This is a genomic window from Blastococcus sp. CT_GayMR16 (assembly GCF_004570875.1).
In the GTDB taxonomy this organism is placed as follows: domain Bacteria; phylum Actinomycetota; class Actinomycetes; order Mycobacteriales; family Geodermatophilaceae; genus Blastococcus_B.
In genome coordinates this window covers 1-17,535 of record NZ_SPQK01000035.1, presented here as the reverse complement: position 1 = coordinate 17,535, position 17,535 = coordinate 1, and the positions used below count along the sequence as shown (strand labels likewise).

19 protein-coding genes and 1 pseudogene are annotated in these 17,535 nt (G+C 71.6%); 3 read left to right on the top strand and 17 right to left on the bottom strand.

Annotated elements, in window-relative coordinates; all coding sequences use genetic code 11:
* The 6 genes and pseudogenes from E4P38_RS22195 to E4P38_RS22170 all read right to left on the bottom strand — a co-directional run.
* Nucleotides 1-184: pseudogene (locus tag E4P38_RS22195) on the bottom strand (sphingosine kinase); the annotation flags it as partial.
* Nucleotides 181-1,092 (bottom strand): twin-arginine translocase subunit TatC, encoded by a 912-nt coding sequence (gene tatC, locus E4P38_RS22190; RefSeq protein WP_245161227.1) that lies wholly within the window; start codon nt 1,090-1,092, stop codon nt 181-183. The pseudogene E4P38_RS22195 and the gene tatC, both read right to left, overlap by 4 nt.
* A 25-nt stretch (nt 1,093-1,117) precedes the next feature.
* Nucleotides 1,118-1,462, bottom strand: a complete 345-nt coding sequence (gene tatA / locus E4P38_RS22185) for a Sec-independent protein translocase subunit TatA (protein WP_135134165.1) — start codon at nt 1,460-1,462, stop codon at nt 1,118-1,120.
* 87 nt (nt 1,463-1,549) lie between these two features.
* Nucleotides 1,550-1,735: a hypothetical protein gene (locus tag E4P38_RS22180; RefSeq protein ID WP_135134164.1), complete on the bottom strand. Its 186-nt coding sequence runs from the start codon at nt 1,733-1,735 to the stop codon at nt 1,550-1,552.
* Between the two features lie 9 nt (nt 1,736-1,744).
* Nucleotides 1,745-2,734 carry a WYL domain-containing protein gene (locus E4P38_RS22175; protein WP_135134163.1) on the bottom strand — a complete coding sequence of 330 codons (990 nt, stop codon included), beginning with the start codon at nt 2,732-2,734 and terminating at the stop codon, nt 1,745-1,747.
* Nucleotides 2,731-3,708, bottom strand: a complete 978-nt coding sequence (locus tag E4P38_RS22170; protein WP_135134162.1) for a WYL domain-containing protein — start codon at nt 3,706-3,708, stop codon at nt 2,731-2,733. The genes E4P38_RS22175 and E4P38_RS22170 overlap by 4 nt, the downstream gene beginning before the upstream one ends.
* Before the next feature lie 79 nt (nt 3,709-3,787).
* Between E4P38_RS22170 and E4P38_RS22165 the strand changes: the two genes are divergently transcribed.
* Together E4P38_RS22165 and E4P38_RS22160 are read left to right on the top strand one after the other, a co-directional pair.
* Entirely contained in the window at nt 3,788-4,948 is a 1,161-nt protein-coding gene (locus E4P38_RS22165; RefSeq protein WP_135134161.1) for a DUF3866 family protein, read from the top strand.
* Nucleotides 4,949-4,959: 11 nt separating this feature from the next.
* Nucleotides 4,960-5,253 carry an antibiotic biosynthesis monooxygenase family protein gene (locus E4P38_RS22160; RefSeq protein WP_135134160.1) on the top strand — a complete coding sequence of 98 codons (294 nt, stop codon included), beginning with the start codon at nt 4,960-4,962 and terminating at the stop codon, nt 5,251-5,253.
* Between the two features lie 133 nt (nt 5,254-5,386).
* On the opposite strand, the gene pafA is transcribed toward E4P38_RS22160, so the two are convergent.
* The 8 genes from pafA to E4P38_RS22120 form a co-directional block, all read right to left on the bottom strand.
* Entirely contained in the window at nt 5,387-6,745 is a 1,359-nt protein-coding gene (pafA, locus tag E4P38_RS22155; RefSeq protein WP_135134159.1) for a Pup--protein ligase, read from the bottom strand.
* Between the two features lie 110 nt (nt 6,746-6,855).
* Nucleotides 6,856-7,728, bottom strand: a complete 873-nt coding sequence (gene prcA / locus E4P38_RS22150; protein ID WP_135134158.1) for a proteasome subunit alpha — start codon at nt 7,726-7,728, stop codon at nt 6,856-6,858.
* Between the two features lie 3 nt (nt 7,729-7,731).
* Nucleotides 7,732-8,532 (bottom strand): proteasome subunit beta, encoded by an 801-nt coding sequence (gene prcB, locus E4P38_RS22145; RefSeq protein WP_245161226.1) that lies wholly within the window; start codon nt 8,530-8,532, stop codon nt 7,732-7,734.
* 50 nt (nt 8,533-8,582) lie between these two features.
* Complete coding sequence (locus E4P38_RS22140) at nt 8,583-9,113, bottom strand: endonuclease VII domain-containing protein (protein ID WP_245161225.1); 531 nt, start codon at nt 9,111-9,113, stop codon at nt 8,583-8,585.
* 256 nt (nt 9,114-9,369) lie between these two features.
* Nucleotides 9,370-9,579 carry a ubiquitin-like protein Pup gene (locus E4P38_RS22135; RefSeq protein ID WP_135134156.1) on the bottom strand — a complete coding sequence of 70 codons (210 nt, stop codon included), beginning with the start codon at nt 9,577-9,579 and terminating at the stop codon, nt 9,370-9,372.
* A 90-nt stretch (nt 9,580-9,669) separates the two neighbouring features.
* Entirely contained in the window at nt 9,670-11,175 is a 1,506-nt protein-coding gene (gene dop, locus E4P38_RS22130) for a depupylase/deamidase Dop (protein ID WP_135134155.1), read from the bottom strand.
* A gap of 158 nt (nt 11,176-11,333) precedes the next feature.
* Nucleotides 11,334-13,124: a proteasome ATPase gene (gene arc / locus E4P38_RS22125; protein ID WP_135134154.1), complete on the bottom strand. Its 1,791-nt coding sequence runs from the start codon at nt 13,122-13,124 to the stop codon at nt 11,334-11,336.
* 137 nt (nt 13,125-13,261) lie between these two features.
* Nucleotides 13,262-14,167, bottom strand: a complete 906-nt coding sequence (locus E4P38_RS22120; protein WP_245161228.1) for a tRNA (adenine-N1)-methyltransferase — start codon at nt 14,165-14,167, stop codon at nt 13,262-13,264.
* A 140-nt stretch (nt 14,168-14,307) separates the two neighbouring features.
* Between E4P38_RS22120 and E4P38_RS22115 the strand changes: the two genes are divergently transcribed.
* Entirely contained in the window at nt 14,308-15,300 is a 993-nt protein-coding gene (locus E4P38_RS22115; RefSeq protein WP_135134153.1) for a PD-(D/E)XK nuclease family protein, read from the top strand.
* 63 nt (nt 15,301-15,363) lie between these two features.
* Here the strand turns inward: E4P38_RS22115 and E4P38_RS22110 are convergent, their stop codons facing one another.
* The 3 genes from E4P38_RS22110 to E4P38_RS22100 form a co-directional block, all read right to left on the bottom strand.
* Complete coding sequence (locus E4P38_RS22110) at nt 15,364-16,044, bottom strand: HAD family phosphatase (protein ID WP_245161224.1); 681 nt, start codon at nt 16,042-16,044, stop codon at nt 15,364-15,366.
* Nucleotides 16,045-16,134: 90 nt separating this feature from the next.
* On the bottom strand, nt 16,135-17,112 hold the full coding sequence (locus tag E4P38_RS22105; RefSeq protein ID WP_135134151.1) for an NAD(P)-dependent oxidoreductase: 978 nt from the start codon (nt 17,110-17,112) through the stop codon (nt 16,135-16,137).
* 31 nt (nt 17,113-17,143) lie between these two features.
* A complete protein-coding gene (locus tag E4P38_RS22100; RefSeq protein ID WP_209309249.1) occupies nt 17,144-17,335 on the bottom strand; it encodes a hypothetical protein in 192 nt (63 codons plus the stop codon).
* Nucleotides 17,336-17,535: the final 200 nt, after the last annotated feature.

The window sequence follows — 17,535 nt, the reverse complement described above, 5'->3', positions numbered from 1 at the left end:
TCCGATCTCCGGCCCCCGCGGCGACGGCCTCGGCGGCCTGCCGCTCGGCCTCGGCGCCGGTGGTGGCGGGCAACAGGCGTGGGGACAGCCCGGCCGCGCGGAAGGCGGCCAGGACGTCCTCGGTGAGGACGCCGGCCCGCCCGCGGCCGGCGGTGGGGCTGACGAGGACGGCGACGTCCGTCACGTGCGGGTAGGCGTGCTCGTGGGGTCCAGCGCGTCGTCGAGCGTGGACGGGCGGGCGTCGAGCGGCGAGGCCTCGTCGTCCCCCAGGTCGTGGAAGCCCTCGACGGCGGCCCGCCGGGCCCGTCGCTTGTCCACGAGCCGGGCGATCTGGATGGCGAGTTCGAACAGCACGATCATCGGGCCGGCCATGAGCAGCATCGTGAACGGGTCCTGCGTGGGCGTCACGAACGCGGCGAAGACGATCGTGAGGAAGAAGATCCAGCGCCGGCTCTTCCGCAGCACCTCGTAGCTGAGCACGCCGACGAGGTTGAGGGCGATCGCGATCAGCGGGACCTCGAAGCTGACGCCGAAGGCGACCAGCAGCGAGAGCACGAAGCCGATGTAGTCCTGCGCGGTCAGGGCGATGACCACGCCGTCGCCGGCGAGCCCCAGCAGCAGCCGCAGCCCGGCCGACAGGGAGATGTAGGCCAGCACCGCGCCGAGGGCGAACAGCAGGGAGGAGACGGCGACGAAGCCGATGCCGTAACGCCTCTCGTTCTTCTTCAGGCCCGGGGTGATGAACGCCCACACCTGGTAGAGCCAGAACGGCGCGGAGAGCACCGCGCCGGCCAGGAAGCTGACCTTGAGCCGGATGAAGACGCCCCCGAAGACGTCGGTGATGAGCAGCCCGCAGCCGCCGGAGTCGTCGCCGCCGTAGCGGAGGTCCTCGGGCAGGTCGCAGTAGGGGGCGCGGATGAAGTCACCGAGGCCCTGGTCGTACCACCAGAACGAGACGGCGGTGGCGACCAGCAGCGCCAGCAGGGACAGGGCGACGCGGTTGCGGAGCTCGGTGAGATGCGCGATCAGCGACATCGTCGCCTGCGCATCGCGCGGCGGTCGCCGTCGTCGTCCCCGCGGCGCCTCGCTCACCGTCGTGCTGCCTGGACCGGGTGGGTCAGCGGGTGCCGTCGGCCGTGCGGGTCTGCTCGGCGCGGGCACGGAGCTCGGCGGCGCGCGCGTCGGCGATCCGGGCCTCCTCGTGCAGCTGCGCGGTCAGGTCACCGGTGGCCGTCGTGGTGGGGGTGACGATCTCGCCGCGGACGGGCGCGGTGGTGTGTGCGACGTCCTTCGTGCGGACGCCTTCACGGGCGTCGTCGTCCTTCATGCCCTTCATCTCGCCCTTGAAGATGCGCAGCGAGCGACCGAGCGAGCGGGAGGCGTCCGGCAGCTTCTTGTAGCCGAACAGCAACAGGATCGCCAGGATGATCAGGCCGATCTCCAGCGGGCCGAGTGAGCCCATGACGGGTCCTCCAGAGGTGAGTGGCACCGGCGATGCTACGCCGGAGGGTGTTCGGATCCGGGGCTGTGCGCGGATCCCGCGGGTCGGTCAGTCCTTCGTGGCCGCTCGGGCAGCGGTCGCCTGAGCCTGCTCCAGGAGCGGGCGAACGTCCCGCTCGGCGGCCTCCAGCTCCCGGCGCAGCCGCCCGGCGGCGCCGAGCACGCCGAACCCGATCGCCCCGAGAACGACGAGGGCGAGGACCCCGACGACGATCCACACGATCAGCAACACCACGCAGCGACCCTATCCGGCGGAGCTGGACACCTGCTGTGGACCGGCTCCGTACCGGCTGAGCGCCGCCCGGGCGTCCGCGGCGATCTCCGCGGCCAGGCCGGCCGGCTCCTCGACCGTGGCCTCGCCACCGAGGGAGGCGACCAGCCGCCGGGCCCAGGCCAGGTCCGCGGTGCGCACCGTGACGCCGAGTCCGCCGTCGTCGAGCGGGGTCACCGAGTCGACCGGGTAGTAGTCGGCGACCCAGCGGGCGCTCCGGGACAGCCGCAGCCGCACCGCCGGGGCGTCGGGTTCGGGCTGGTAGACGCCGTTGTCGACGTCGCGCTCGTGGGCCTGTGGCGGCGGCGCTGCCGGCTCGTCGAGGACGACGACGTCGTCGACCCGGTCGAGACGGAACAGCCGCACCCCCTCGGCACGCCGGCACCACGCCTCCAGGTACCACTTGCCGTCGACCAGCAGCAGCCGCATCGGGTCGACCGTGCGCTCGGTGCGCTCGTCGCGGGTCGGGACGTAGTAGTGCAGGTGCAGGGCCCGCTTGCGCTCCAGCCCCTCCTTGACGACGGCGAGGGCCTCCTCGCGGGCGTCGACGCTCACCGCGACGGGCGTGACCCGGTCGGCGGCGTGGCCGGCGGCCGCGGAGACCTTGGCCAGGGCGCGGCTGACCGCCTCCCGCTCGGCGAGCCCGGGCAGCTCCAGCAGGGTGCGCAGCGCCACGACCAGGGCGACCGCCTCGTCGGTGGTCAGCCGCAGGGGGCGGCCCATGCCCGCCGTGAAGGTGACCCGGACCCGGTCGCCCTCGAAGGCGAGGTCGATCAGGTCGCCGGGGCCGTAGCCGGGCAGGCCGCACATCCAGAGCAGCTCGAGGTCGCTGCGCAGCTGCCGCTCGTTGACCCCGAAGTCGCGGGCCGCCTCCGTGACGCGGACACCCTCGGGGCGCGCGGTCAGGTACGGGACGAGCGCCAGGAGGCGGGTCACCCGGTCCGGGGTGCTGGTGGGCGTCATGCGGTCTCCCCCATCGCGGCCAGCCGGGTGAGGCGGGCGATCACGGCGTCCCGGACGGCGGCCGGGGCCTCGACGACGACGTCCGCGCCGTAGGCGGCGATCTGGTCGGCCAGCCGCCAGGGCTCGGTCGTGCGGAGCTCCAGGCGGTCCTCGCCGTCGTCGGTGCCGCCCAGCGGGGTGGCGAAGCGGCGCAGGCCCACGGCGGTGCCGGGGCGCGCGCGGATGACGACCAGGTGCTCCTCTCCCCCGACCTGTCCGGCGACGACGTCGGCGAGGTCGACGTCCGACGGCGGCTCGAAGGCGCCGGACGGACCGCTCGCCTTCGGGCTGCCGACGACGCGGGAGAGCCGGAAGACCCGTTCCGCGCCGCGGTCGAGGTCCAGGCCGACGAGGTACCAGCGGCCGTGCCAGGCCACGACGCCCCACGGCTGGACGTGCCGGCGGGCGGGCACGTCCTCGTCGGGGCGCTGGTAGTCGAACTCGAGCGCGCGCCGGTCGCGGGCGGCGGCGTAGCAGGGCTCGAAGGCGGGTTCACCGGCGTCCAGGCGCGGCTGCAGCGGGATGGAGCGGGAGGAGTCGACCTCGACACCGGCCGCCTTGAGCTTGACCAGCGCGCTGTGTGCGGCGCCGGCCAGCTGCGCGGACTCCCACAGCCGCAGCGCCAGGCCGACGGCCGCGGCCTCCTCTCCGGTCAGCCGGATCTCGGGCAGCTCGTAGTCGGCGCGGGCGATCCGGTAGCCGTCCTCGGTGTCGAACGCGCTGGTGCGGCCGGTCTCCAGCGGGACGCCCATCTCACGGAGCTCGGCCTTATCCCGCTCGAACATGCGCTTGAAGGCTTCGTCGGCCCGTTCCGAACCGTCGTCGGCCTCGTAACCGGGCACGGTGGAGCGGATCCGGGCAGCCGTCACGTACTGGCGGGTGCTCAGCAGCGCGATGACCAGGTTCACCAGTCGTTCAGCCCGCTTCGCCGCCATGCCGCTCAGGCTAGTCAGCCGGGGGCCGCCCGCCTGCGCCGGTCAGCCGACGTCGGTGGGGCTGGCTAGCCTCAGGGCCATGCCCTACTCCGCCTCTCCCCCTCCGCCCTCGCGCATCCGCTGGCGGCGCGGGCGGGTGACGGCCACCGGCCGCAGGGGCCGGGACAGCCTGGAGCTGACGGTCGAGGTGCCGGACGACGGGCAGGTGCGGGCGCTGGCCTACCCGTCGCTGGTCGGGATCCCCGAGGTCGGGGACGACGTCCTGCTGAACACCACCGCCCTCGCGCAGGGGCTCGGCACCGGCGGGGTGGCCCTCGTGGTCGCCGCCCCCGATCGGCTGCCCCCGGACCCCACCGGCCCCGGGCACCTGGTCAAGGCGCGGTACACCCCGCTGCAGGTGACGGTCACCGGCGTGGACGAGCAGGAGACCGAGCACCACGCGCTGATGGCCGAGGCCGACGATCTCGGTGGGATGCCGGTCGTCGTCGCCGATCTGCACTCGGCGCTGCCGGCGGTGCTCATCGGGATGCTGGCCACCGACCCGGACCTGCGGGTCGCGTACGTGATGCAGGACGGCGGGGCGCTGCCCGCGGCGTTCTCGCGGACGCTGGACACGCTGGCGGCCTCGCTGGCCGGGGTGGTGACGGTCGGGCAGGCCTTCGGGGGCGACCTGGAGGCGGTGACCGTGCACACCGGGCTGCTGGCGGCGCGGCACGTGCTGCGGGCGGACCTGGCGATCGTCACCCAGGGTCCGGGCAACCTGGGCACCGGGACGCCGTGGGGCTTCTCGGGGGTCGCGGCCGGTGAGGCGTGCAACGCGGTCACCGTGCTCGGTGGTGAGGCGATCGGCGCGCTGCGGATCTCCGATGCCGACCCGCGCCCGCGCCACCGCGGGGTGTCCCACCACACGCTGACGGCGTTCGGCCGGGTGGCGCTGGGCGGGGTCACGCTGGTCGCGCCGCGCGGGCTGTCGTCGGAGCTCGGCGGCCAGGTGGACGAGGACCTCGCCGGTCAGCCCGACCGCAATCCGGTGGTCTGGGTCGACACCGACGGACTCGACGACGCGCTGGTGCTCTCCCCCGTCCCGCTGCGGACGATGGGCCGGGGATATCCGGAGGAGCGCGCCTACTTCCTCTCCGCGGCTGCCGCCGGCCGGTATGCGGCCCTGCGCGTGCCGGTGCCCGACGCCGATGTGGCGGCGGACGCTGCGGCGCAGCCCGACGCCACCGCCGGGGCCTGAGACCCAGTCCGATGATCATCGTCGCGGGCTCGTTGCGCCTCGAACCTGCCGACCGCGACCGCTACCTCGCCGCTGTCGCCGACGTGGCCCGGCAGGCGCGCGAGGCGGACGGGTGCCTGGACTTCGTGCAGGCCGCCGATCCGATCGATCCCGAGCGCATCAACATCTTCGAGCGCTGGGAGTCCGACGCGGCCCTCGAGCGGTTCCGGACGTCGGGCGACCCCGGTGCGCCGGAGCCGGATCTTCCCGACGTGCTGTCCGCGGAGGTGCGGAGGTACCGGGTCGCCGCGGTCGAAAGCCCCTGAAGGTCGTCCCGAATGGGCCCGGAGGGGTCCGCGCAGGGACGACGGTGGGGGCTCCGCGGCGGTGGGACGGCATCTGGCCGCGGTGTGGTCCGGAGGATCGCAGATCACGTGGTGCGGTCCGGAGGACCGCAGATCACATGGACGCGATGAGCTTGTCGACGCGGTCGTCGACGGACTTGAAGGGGTCCTTGCACAGCACGGTGCGCTGCGCCTGATCGTTGAGCTTGAGGTGCACCCAGTCGACGGTGAAGTCGCGGCGCTTCTCCTGCGCCTTGCGGATGAACTCCCCGCGCAGCCGGGCCCGGGTGGTCTGCGGTGGCACGTTCTTGGCCTCGAAGACGCGCGGCTCGTGCGCGACGCGGTCGACCTGTCCGGCCCGCTCGAGCAGGTAGTACAGGCCCCGGCGACGGCTGATGTCGTGATACGCGAGGTCCATCTGGGCGATCCGCGGGTGGCTCAGCGGCAGGTCCCGCTTGGCGCGGTAGCGCTCGATGAGCGAGAACTTGGTGGCCCAGTCGATCTCGCGGTCGATGAGGCTGAGGTCCTCGGTGTCGACGGCCTTGAGCACCCGGCCCCACAGTTCGAGCATCGACCGGTGCTCGGGGTCCGCGCCCTCGCGGTCCACGAACTCGGTGGCCCGGCTGTGGTACTCCGACTGGATCTCCAGCGCCGACATCTCCCGGCCGTTGGCGAGGCGGACCTTGCGCCGTCCGGACATGTCGTGGCTGATCTCGCGGATGGCCCGGATCGGGTTCTCCAGCGTCATGTCCTTGATCGGCACGCCGGCCTCGATCATGCGGAGGACGAGGTCGGTCATGGTGACCTTGAGCAGCGTCGTCGTCTCGTTCATGTTCGAGTCGCCGACGATGACGTGCAGCCGGCGGTAGCGCTCGGCGTCGGCGTGCGGCTCGTCGCGGGTGTTGATGATCGGGCGTGAGCGCGTGGTGGCGCTGGAGACGCCCTCCCAGATGTGCTCCGCGCGCTGGCTGACGCAGTAGATCGCCCCGCGCGGGGTCTGCAGCACCTTGCCGGCGCCGACGACGATCTGCCGGCTGACCAGGAACGGGATCAGGACGTCGGCGAGCCGGCTGAACTCCCCGTGCCGGCCGACCAGGTAGTTCTCGTGGCAGCCGTAGCTGTTGCCCGCGGAGTCGGTGTTGTTCTTGAACAGGTAGATGTCGCCGGTGACGCCCTCCTCGGCGAGGCGCTGCTCGGCGTCGACCAGCAGGCCTTCGAGGATCCGCTCCCCCGCCTTGTCGTGGACGACGAGCTCGGTGAGGTCGTCGCACTCGGCGGTGGCGTACTCGGGGTGGCTGCCCACGTCGAGGTACAGCCGGGAGCCGTTGCGCAGGAACACGTTGGAGCTGCGACCCCACGAGACCACCCGCCGGAACAGGTAGCGGGCAACCTCATCCGGGGAGAGCCGGCGCTGGCCCTTGAAGGTGCACGTGACGCCGTACTCGGTCTCAATGCCGAAGATCCGTCGGTCCACGATCCGAGCCTAGGCGCCGGATGTGACGGAGGCGGTGTCCCGGCGCGTCGGGCGGGTCACCAGCACGTCAGGCAACGGTCTCAAGCATCGCGCTTCTGGTCGACCTCCCGTCAGTTCTCGGGCGCATCCTCGGTGCCGTTGGCGTCTGGACCGCCCGCCGTGTCGGGGTTGGCCGGGTCGCCCAGGCCGGGCGGGGTACCCGGCTCGGGCACGCTCGGCGGGTGGTGGGCGGCGGTGGCCGGCGCGTCTGCGGTGACGTCGGGGGTGGCCTCGTCGCCGAGCAGCGTGCGCAGGGCAGAGCCGGTGATCCGCCGGAAGGCCCGCTTGGGACGGCGGCGGTCGAGAACGGCGACCTCCAGCTGGGCGGCCGTGAGCTGCGCCGCGCTGCCGTTGCCGGACCCGGCGGTGACCGGGCTGACCGCGGACAGCGCGCGGACGCCGACCTGCAGGGCGTCGGAGAGGCCCATGCCGGTGGAGAAGTGCTCGCGCAGGTGGCCGCTGACGGCCTCGGCCTGCCCGCCCATGACGACGAAGTCCGGCTCGTCGACGATCGAGCCGTCGAAGGTCAGCCGGTACAGCTGGTCGTTCTCGGCGTCGTCCCCCACCTCGGCGACGCAGAGCTCCACCTCGTAGGGCTTCATCTGCTCGCTGAAGACCGCGGCGAGGGTCTGGGCATAGGCGTTGGCGATGACGCGGCCGGTGACGTCACGGCGGTTGTAGGAGTAGCCACGGACGTCGGCCAGGCGGATGCCGGCGACGCGCAGGCTCTCGAACTCCGAGTACCGGCCGACGGCGGCGAACCCGATGCGGTCGTAGAGCTCGCTCACCTTGTGCAGGGTGGAGCTGGGGTTCTCGGCGATGAACAGGACGCCGTCGGCGTAGGTGACGACGGCGACGCTGCGGCCGCGGGAGATGCCCTTGCGGGCGTACTCCGAGCGGTCGCGCATGACCTGCTCGGCGGAGGCGTAGTACGGCATGGTCATGGCTCAGGCCTCCCGGTTCATGTTCTCGCGGTCGGCCTGGGCGCGGTCGGTGACGATGCCGTCGGCGACGGCGGCCACCTCGGCGTCGGTCAGCCGGACGGCACCCTCGCCGTCGACGCGGTAGACGATCGGGTAGAGCCGCCGGACGGGGTCGGGACCGCCGGTCGCGGAGTCGTCGTCGGCGGCGTCGTAGAGCGACTCGACGACGGTGCGGACGGCGGCATCGGCGGGCAGTCCGTTGCGCCAGGTCTTCTTCAGCGAGTTCTTCGCGAACAGGGAGCCGGAGCCCACCGCGGCGTACCCGCGCTCCTCGTAGTTCCCGCCGGTGATGTCGTAGCTGAAGATGCGGCCCGGGCTCGTGCCGGGGGCGGCGTCGAGGTCGAATCCGGCGAACAGCGGAACGACCGCGAGGCCCTGCATCGCGGCGCCGAGGTTGCCGCGGATCATCGCGGCCAGCCGGTTGGCCTTGCCGTCGAGGGAGAGCGTGAGGCCCTCGATCTTCTCGTAGTGCTCGAGCTCCACCTGGTAGAGGCGCACCATCTCGATCGCGATGCCTGCGGCGCCGGCGATGCCGATGACGCTGTAGGAGTCGGCCGGATAGACCTTCTCGATGTCGCGGGAGGAGATCAGGTTGCCCATGGTGGCGCGGCGGTCGCCACCCATGAGGACGCCGCCGTCGTAGGTGACGGAGACGATCGTGGTGCCGTGCGGGATGTCGCCCATCGGCAGCTGCGGGATCGGGCGACGACCCGGCAGCAGGTCGGGCGCGGTGACGCCGAGGAAGTCGGTGAACGAGGAGCCCACCCTGTCCAGATACGCGGGCGTGAACCCGCTCCGGCCAGCCGACGACTCGTTCAAGGATCCGCCTCTCCCGCCTGCGTGCGCCGGCGTGTACCGCTGCTCCGTCCGGTGTTCCGCGTGCCGGTGGCGCGCGCTCCTGGACGTCGTTGCGACCCTACCGGCGGCCCCCCCGGGCGGCTGGCCCCCTCCGGTGGGTGGGCAGCCGCGGCGAGCTCGGCCGCGATCTCCTGCCGCGCCGTGTGGAAGGCGACGTAGTACGCGGCCGCGTGGAGAGCCTCAGGGTTGTCCTTGAACTGGCCGAGGCCCCCGTTGCAGTTGAAGCAGAGCAGCGCCCGCACCGCACCCGTGGCGTGGTCGTGATCCACATGCGCTGCGGGGGCGGACTTGCAGATGGCGCACAGCCCACCTTGGCGCTCCAAGAGGAAATTGGCCTCTTCGGCGGTGATTCCGTATCGACGCGATAGGTGGTAAGTGCGGTATCCGCCGCGCTTGTCCGCATTCGCGCGGCAGCGCACCGCATGACAGGGCAGGCAATAACTCCCATACCCGCTCCGACTGGCTCGCGTTCGGACGAACTCGTCCATCGACTTGACTGTTCCACAATCACCGCACCACTTGTGCCCATCGGGGATCACTAGGGCCGGGGGTGGCAGCCGCTTGACCCGAGGCTTCGTACGTCGTGCTTCCCGACTGCGCAAGGAGCGTTCAGCAAGGTGCTCGCGGCAATAGAACGCAAGCCCGTCTCGACACCGAGCATTTTTCGAGAACTCGGAAACCGGACGATAATCGCCACAGTCTCTGCAGTATTTGGTGTTCACGAATCATTTTGTCCGAAGTTATTCACTCACCCCCTTTTTGCACGTATTGGCGAACGAACTCTTCGGAATTCTCCTCGAGCACCTCGTCGATCTCATCGAGAATGGAATCGACGTCCTCGGTCATTTCCTTGTGGCGTTCGGCGACCTCGGTGTCGACCGACGCCTCGACCTCGTCGGTCTCCTCGCGCGTGCGCGTCGCCTTCTGCTGCCCGCCGGTGTCCCTGGTGGCCATGTGTGCCCTCCGGTGCTGCTCGTAGCTGGTGCTTGGCAGAAAGCTACCCGCAGGATGTGACATCCCGGGTCACCCAGAGGTGTCTGTGGATCAGCCGCCGGTGATCGTGTCGACGAGTTCCTGCGCCGTCGCCGAGGCCTCGAACAGCGCCCCCACGTGCTCGCGGGTGCCCCGCAGCGGCTCCATCGTGGGGATGCGCACCAGGTTCTCCCGGCCGAGGTCGAACACGACCGAGTCCCAGGACGCCGCGGCCACCTGGGCGGGGTAGCGCCGCAGGCACTCGCCGCGGAAGAACGCGCGGGTGTCCGACGGCGGCGTCCCGATCGCACGGGTCACCTCGTCGTCGGTGAGCAGTCGCTGCATCGAGCCGCGGGCCACCAGCCGGTTGTAGAGCCCCTTGTCGGGCCGGACGTCGGAGTACTGCAGGTCCACCAGGTGCAGCCGTGAATCGCCCCAGCCGAGGCCGTCCCGCGACCGGTAGCCCTCCAGCAGCCGCAGCTTGGCCGGCCAGTCCAGCTGGTCGGCCAGACGCATCGGGTCGATTGCCAGGTCGTCGAGCACCTCGGCCCAGCGGCGCAGCACGTCGTCGGTCTGCTCGTCGGCCTCCCCTCGCGCCGCGACGAACTTTTCCGCCTGCTCCAGGTAGACCTGCTGGACCTCCAGCGCGGTGAGCTGCCGTCCGTCCCGCAGACGCACCTTGTGCGTGAGCGACGGGTCGTGGCTGATGGCCTGCAGGGCCTCCACCGGCTCCTCGAGGGTGAGTTCGCGGGGCAGGGCACGCGCCTCGATCATCGCCAGCACGAGCGACGTCGTCCCCACCTTCAGGTAGGTCGAGAGCTCGGCGAGGTTCGCGTCGCCGATGATCACGTGCAGCCGGCGGTACTTGTCCGCGTCGGCGTGCGGCTCGTCGCGGGTGTTGATGATCGGGCGCTTGAGCGTCGTCTCCAGGCCGACCTCGACCTCGAAGAAGTCCGCGCGCGAGGAGAGCTGGAACCCCTGCGTGCGCCCCTCGGTGCCGATACCGACCCGGCCGGCGCCGGCGAAGACCTGCCGTGTCACGAAGAACGGGATCAGGCCGCGGATGATGTCGATGAACGGCGTCTTCCGGTCCATCAGGTAGTTCTCGTGCGCCCCGTACGAGGCGCCCTTGCCGTCGGTGTTGTTCTTGTACAGTTGGATGGGCTGGGTGCCCGGCACGCGCGCCGCCCGGCGGGCCGCCTCGGCCATCACGAGCTCCCCCGCCTTGTCCCACAACACGATGTCGCGAGGGTTGGTGACCTCCGGCGTCGAGTACTCGGGGTGCGCGTGGTCGACGTAGAGCCGCGCGCCGTTGGTCAGGATGACGTTGGCCATCCCGGTGTCCTCGTCGAGGTCGTTGTGGTCCAGCGCCTGCGCCGGCGACAGGTCGAAGCCCCGCGCGTCGCGCAGCGGCGACTCCTCCTCGAAGTCCCAGCGCGGACGGCGCGGCGTCGGTGCCTCGGCCACCGCCCACGCGTTGACGACCTGACTGGACAGGGTCGTCGGGTTCGCCGTCGGCATCCCGGGCACCGAGATGCCGTACTCGATCTCGGTGCCCATGACCCGCCGCACGCTCATGCACCAACCCTAGGCCGCACCCCGGTCACGGTCGGTCAGCGCCCCGGAGCGGCCACGAACGACAGCGGCCCGGCCCCCGAAGGGAGCCGGGCCGCCGTCGGCCTCGTCCAGGTGCCCGCCGTGAGCGTCCGAAGGGTGGGGAGGACGAGGTCCTTCTTCTACAGGTACTGACCGGTGTTCGTGGCCGTGTCGATGGCCCGCCCGGACTCGTTGCCCTTGCCGCTGATGAGCGTGCGGATGTAGACGATCCGCTCGCCCTTCTTGCCCGAGATCCGCGCCCAGTCGTCGGGGTTGGTCGTGTTGGGCAGGTCCTCGTTCTCCTTGAATTCGTCGAGGCACGCCGCCATCAGGTGGCTGACCCGCAGGCCCCCGGCACCGGTCTCGAGCTGCTCCTTGATGGCCATCTTCTTCGCGCGGTCGACGATGTTCTGCAGCATCGCGCCGGAGTTGAAGTCCTTGAAGTACAGGACCTCCTTGTCACCGTTGGCGTAGGTGACCTCGAGGAAGCGGTTCTCCTCGCTCTCGGTGTACATGCGCTCGACGGTGCGCTGGATCATCCCGGCGATCGTGGCCTCGCGGCTGCCGCCGTGCTCGGCCAGGTCGTCGGGGTTGATCGGCAGCGACGTCGTCAGATACTTCGTGAAGATGTCGCGCGCGGCCTCGGCGTCCGGACGCTCGATCTTGATCTTCACGTCGAGCCGGCCCGGCCGCAGGATCGCCGGGTCGATCATGTCCTCGCGGTTGGAGGCGCCGATGACGATGACGTTCTCCAGCCCCTCCACGCCGTCGATCTCACTGAGCAGCTGCGGCACGATCGTCGACTCGACGTCGGAGGAGACCCCCGACCCACGGGTGCGGAAGATCGAGTCCATCTCGTCGAAGAAGACGATGACCGGCGTGCCCTCGCTCGCCTTCTCGCGGGCCCGCTGGAACACCAGCCGGATGTGCCGCTCGGTCTCACCGACGTACTTGTTGAGCAGCTCGGGGCCCTTGATGTTGAGGAAGAACGACTTCCCCTGGCTCTTGTCGTCGTCGCCGTTGAGCGCTGCCACCTTCTTGGCCAGCGAGTTGGCCACCGCCTTGGCGATCAGCGTCTTTCCGCACCCGGGCGGGCCGTAGAGCAGGATGCCCTTCGGCGGCCGCAGCTCGTACTCGCGGAACAGATCGGCGTGCAGGAACGGCAGCTCGACGGCATCCCGGATCTGCTCGATCTGCCGCGACAGGCCACCGATGTCGCTGTAGTCGATGTCGGGGACCTCTTCGAGGACGAGCTCCTCGACCTCGCTCTTCGGGATCCGCTCGTAGGCGTAGCCCGACCGGGTCTCCAGCAGCAGCGAGTCGCCGACGCGCAGCGGCTGACCGGTCAGGGAGTCGGCGAGGAAGACCACTCGCTCCTCGTCGGTGTGCCCGATGACCAGGGCCCGCGGGGTGACGCCGTCGATCGGCTCGAGCAGCTCCTTCAGCATGACGATGTCGCCGGAGCGCTCGAAGCCACGCGCCTCGACGACGTTCATCGCCTCGTTGAGCATGACCTCCTGGCCGATCCGCAGCCCCTCGACCTCGACGTTCGGGGAGACCGACACCCGTAGCTTGCGGCCGCTGGTGAAGATGTCGACCGTGCCGTCGTCGTAGCCGGTCAGGAAGATGCCGTATCCCGACGGCGGCTGGCCGAGGCGGTCGACCTCCTCTTTGAGCGAGACGAGCTGCTCGCGGGCGTCACGCAGGGTGCCGGCGAGCTTGTCGTTGCGCTCGGACAGGAACGCCGCACGCCCCTCGGCCTCGGCGATGCGCTCCTCGAGGGCACGCACCTGCCGCGGGCTGTCGGCCACCTTGCGGCGGAGGAGACCGATCTCCTCCTCGAGGTAGGAGATCTGGCTGAGCAGGGCCGAGACGTCGCGCTCGCGCCGCGCTCGCACCTCGTCGGGACCGTCGACTGAACCGGGGCCCATCGCGCACCTCCACACACATCGGGGGAGCCAAGACGCAAATCTATACACGCGCTGCGACAGTTCGCCGTGGGCTCGCGGGTGTGATGGACCGCCCAGTCACAGGTGCCGCAGGAGTGCTCAGGGGTCCGCAGGGATCCTCAGCCCTTGTGAGCCCGCCGCTGCCGGATCGGGGCCACCGTCCCCTCGGCGAGCCGGCGGGACGTCACGAGGAACGCGGTGTGGGCGACCATCCGGTGCTCCGGGCGCACGGCCAGTCCGACGGCGTGCCACGGCCGCAACAGCGACTCCCAGGCGTGCGGCTCGGTCCAGACCCCCTGGGCGCGGAGCGCCTCGACGTAGGTGGACAGCTGGGTCACCGTCGCCACGTAGCCGATCAGGACGCCCCCGGGCCGCAGCGCGGCGGCAACGGTGGGCAGGACCGCCCAGGGCTCCAGCATGTCCAGGACGGCGCGGTCGACCACCTCGTCGGCGGGATGCTCGGCCAGGTCCCCCAGCCGCAGCAACCAGTTGCCCGGGTCCTCCCCGAAGAACGCCCCGACGTTGCCGCGCGCCACGTCGGCGAAGTCCTCGCGGCGCTCGTAGCTGGTGACCGCTCCCCCGCTGCCGACCGCCCGCAGCAGCGAGCAGGTGAGCGCGCCGGACCCGGCGCCGGCCTCCAGCACCCGCATCCCGGGGCCGATGTCGCCGAACCCGACGATCTGGGCGGCGTCCTTCGGGTAGATCACCTGCGCCCCGCGCGGCATGGACAGCACGAAGTCCTGCAGCAGCGGCCGGAACGCCAGGTAGCCGGTGTTCGCCGTCGACATGACGACGGACCCCTCGGGGGCGCCGATCAGGGCGTCGTGCTCGATGGCGCCGCGGTGGGTGTGGAATTGCTTGCCGGGCTCGAGGACGACGGTGTGCAGCCGGCCCTTCGGATCGGTCAGCTGCACCCGGTCGCCGACGACGAAGGCCCCCGGAACGGGGTCCCGGGGGGCGGGAGGTGCCACGTCGGGCCGGCTCGGGACGTCGGGAAGATCGACCTCGGAACGCTCCTGCTGCATGTCCACGGGCGGCCAGCGTACGGAGGCCGCCGATGTGACCGGTGTCCCCTGCACCCGCCCGCACGGTGCGCGTGTGACGGCTGTCCACTCCTGGGCGCGGTGGATGGGAACTGTCGGTGGGGACACCTAGCCTCGGGGACATGACGCTGACGGTGCAGACGGACCCGGTCCCCGCGGCTCCGGCCGGGCACGCGCTCGACGCTGCTCAGTCCGACGCCACGCCTCTGGACGTCACGGCGCCGCGTCGTCCCTCCCTCTCCCCCAGCCGCGCGGCCGACTTCAAGACCTGTCCGCTGCTGTACCGCTTCCGCACCATCGACCGGCTGCCCGAGCGCAAGAGCCTTGCCGCGGTCCGCGGCACCCTCGTCCACTCGGTGCTCGAGCGGCTCTACGACCTCCCGGCCGCCGGCCGGACGGTGGAGGCCGCCCAGGAGCTGCTGGAGCCGGCCTGGGCCGAGCTGCGGGAGGAGCCCGGGGTGGCCGAGCTGTTCGCGGCGGCCCAGGAGGACGGCGCGGAGACCACACCCTCGGCGCCGGAGTCCGTCGAGTCGTGGCTGCTGTCGGCCGGCAAGCTGGTCGAGAAGTACTTCACGCTCGAGGACCCGACCCGCATCGAGCCGCACGGCCGCGAGGAACTGGTCGAGGTCACATTGCCCGACGGGCTGCTGCTGCGCGGCTTCGTCGACCGCCTCGACGTCGCGCCGAACGGCGCCCTGCGGGTCGTGGACTACAAGACCGGCGCGGTGCCGCGCGAGGCGTTCGAGGGCAAGGCGCTGTTCCAGATGAAGTTCTACGCGCTGGTCCTGTGGCGCACCCGCGGCGTCGTCGCCGCGCAGCTGAAACTGCTCTACCTCAAGGACGGCGACGCGCTCACCTACGCCCCCGATGAGGAGGAGCTGATCCGGTTCGAGCGCACGCTCGTCGCCATCTGGGCCGCCATCGAGCGCGCGGTGACCACGGGCGACTTCCGGCCGAACAAGACCCGGCTGTGCGACTGGTGCGACCACCAGGCAGTCTGCCCGGCCTGGGGCGGCACTCCCCCGCCGTTCCCTGTCGAGGCGGTCGCTGCCGCCGGCTGGCAGACCCAGCTGCCGGTCGTGGAGCTCAGCTCGTCGGAGGTAGGCGCCGGCTGAGGCGTGTCGTGGAGCTCGGGTACCGCGGCAGGCTGGCGCCGGAAAGGATCCGTCCCGTCCGGCTCAGGCGGGCGCGTCGGCCAGCGCGCGGTCAGCCAGCACGGACGTCAGCTCGGCGGGTCCGACGCCCACCAGGCCGTCGCGCAGGGTGAGGCCCGGCTCCGCCGCCACGGCCTGCACAGCCGGCACACCGAGGACGGCCGCGCCGGCTGCCAGTCCGGCGGTGATGCCGGCCTGCGAGTCCTCGATGACGACGCACTCCCCGGGCTCGACGCCCAGCGCGTCCATCGCCTGCAGGTACGGAGCGGGGTCCGGCTTGCGCGCCGGCACCTCGTCCCCGCACACGGTGATGTCGAAGGGGTCCTCGCCCAGCCCGTCGCGGATCGACCGGAGCACGATCTCGGCCAGCCTGCGCGGCGTCGTCGTCACCAGTGCCGTCGCCAGACCCGCCGAGCGCACGCTGCGGAGCAGCTCGGGGGCCCCCGGACGCCAGGCCACCCCATCGGCCATCAGCTCCGCCGTGCGGCTCTCCACCCACGCGGCGTCGGCCTGCAGCTCGGCCTCGCTGCGGACGACACCGAGATCGGCGTGCAGGATCCCCATCGCTGTCCGCATGCTCGTGCCGACCGTGGCCGCCCGGGCCTCGTCGGACATCCGGCCGCCGAGCCGGGCGGCGAGCTCGAACATCGCGTCGCCCCAGAGCTGTTCGGTCTCCACGAGCGTGCCGTCCATGTCGAACAGCACCGCTCGCAAGGGAGGAGGTGCCGCTCCGGGATCCGTCGTAGCCATCCCCACCACAATAGGCACCGGCCGTCGTCCGGCGGCTCCGCTCGGTCAGCGCGTGGTGTACGGCCCGGTCGTCTCCGGGTGGTAGCCCTTGGCTCCGATGCTGGTCGCGAGCGCACTCCGGGGTTCCGCTCCGGCCCCGAGCAGGTCGAGCGCGTGGCGGAAGTCATAGCGGGGTTCCCAGCCGAGGTCGGCGCGCGCCCGGGCATTGACGTAGACGCGGTCGATGCCGGAGAACATCCGCCAGCCCAGGCGCTCGTAGAGCTCCGGTTGGTCGGGGAACAGCCGCTCGACCACCGCCGGGGCGTTCCGGCGCAGCTCGGCGAGATCACCGGGTCCGAACGGCGTGGTCGCACTCACGACGTACCGCCCGAAGCCGAGCCGCGGCGCCCGCTCCACGGCCGCGACGTGCGCCCCCACGACGTCCGCCAGATCGATGCGCCGGTACAGCAGCTCGTTGAGCTTCACATTGGCGTCGGCGTGACCACCCCGCACCTGCTCGCTGTCGTCCTGCTCCGGGAAGAACCGGGAGGTGCGCAGGACCAGACACGGGAGGCCGTGGTCACCGGCGACGAGCTCGCAGAGGTCCTCTGCCGCGACCGTGGTGGCCCCGTAGATGTTGCGGGGCCGCGGGACGACCTCCTCGGTGATCCAGGCCGCGGGATCGCCGGCGGCCGGCGTGAGGGACCTGCCGAACGCGCTGGTCGTGCTGGTGTAGACGAATGCCCCGACCCCGGCGGCGACGGCCTCCTCGAGCAGGACCAGTGTGCCGGTCACGTTCGTGTCCACGAACGCCTGCCGGGGATGGGACCCCACGTGCGGCTTGTGCAACGTTGCGGTGTGCAGCACCGCCTCGGCGCCGTCGATTCCCGACCGGACCGCGGCGCGGTCGGTGATCGACGCGACGACGTCGGTGTGCGCCGAATCCAGGAGATCGAGGCCCACGACGTCGTGGCCGGAGCCGCGCAGTGTCCGGACGAGCGCCTCGCCCAGGTGCCCGGCACTGCCGGTCACGAGGATCCGCACGGTGTCCTCCCGGACGTCGCCGCTGGGGAGCTCACCCCAGGTAGTTCACGTGCACGTGGTCCATGTGGTTGGCCGTCGGGCTGCCCCGGTTCTCCATCATCTTCCAGGCACCGCCGGGCGAGGAGAGCATCCGCTGCTGCCAGATGATGTATTCGACGCCGAGCTCGTCCCAGTGGGCGATGTGGTACGCCGCGATGGCGTCACCGAGGGCGACGCCGCACATGTAGTCCAGCGCGAGTCGAAGACCGACCCGGCCAGTGCGCCGCTCGAGGTACGGGCGACGAGTGCCGGGGCGACGCCACCGAACCGGGCGGCAAGGGCGTCAACGTCGCCCGCGCCGTCGCGGCCGCCGGCGGCGACGTCGTCTCGGTGCTCCCGGCCGCCGCCTCCGACCCGATCGTCACGGCGCTGCGGGCACTGGGC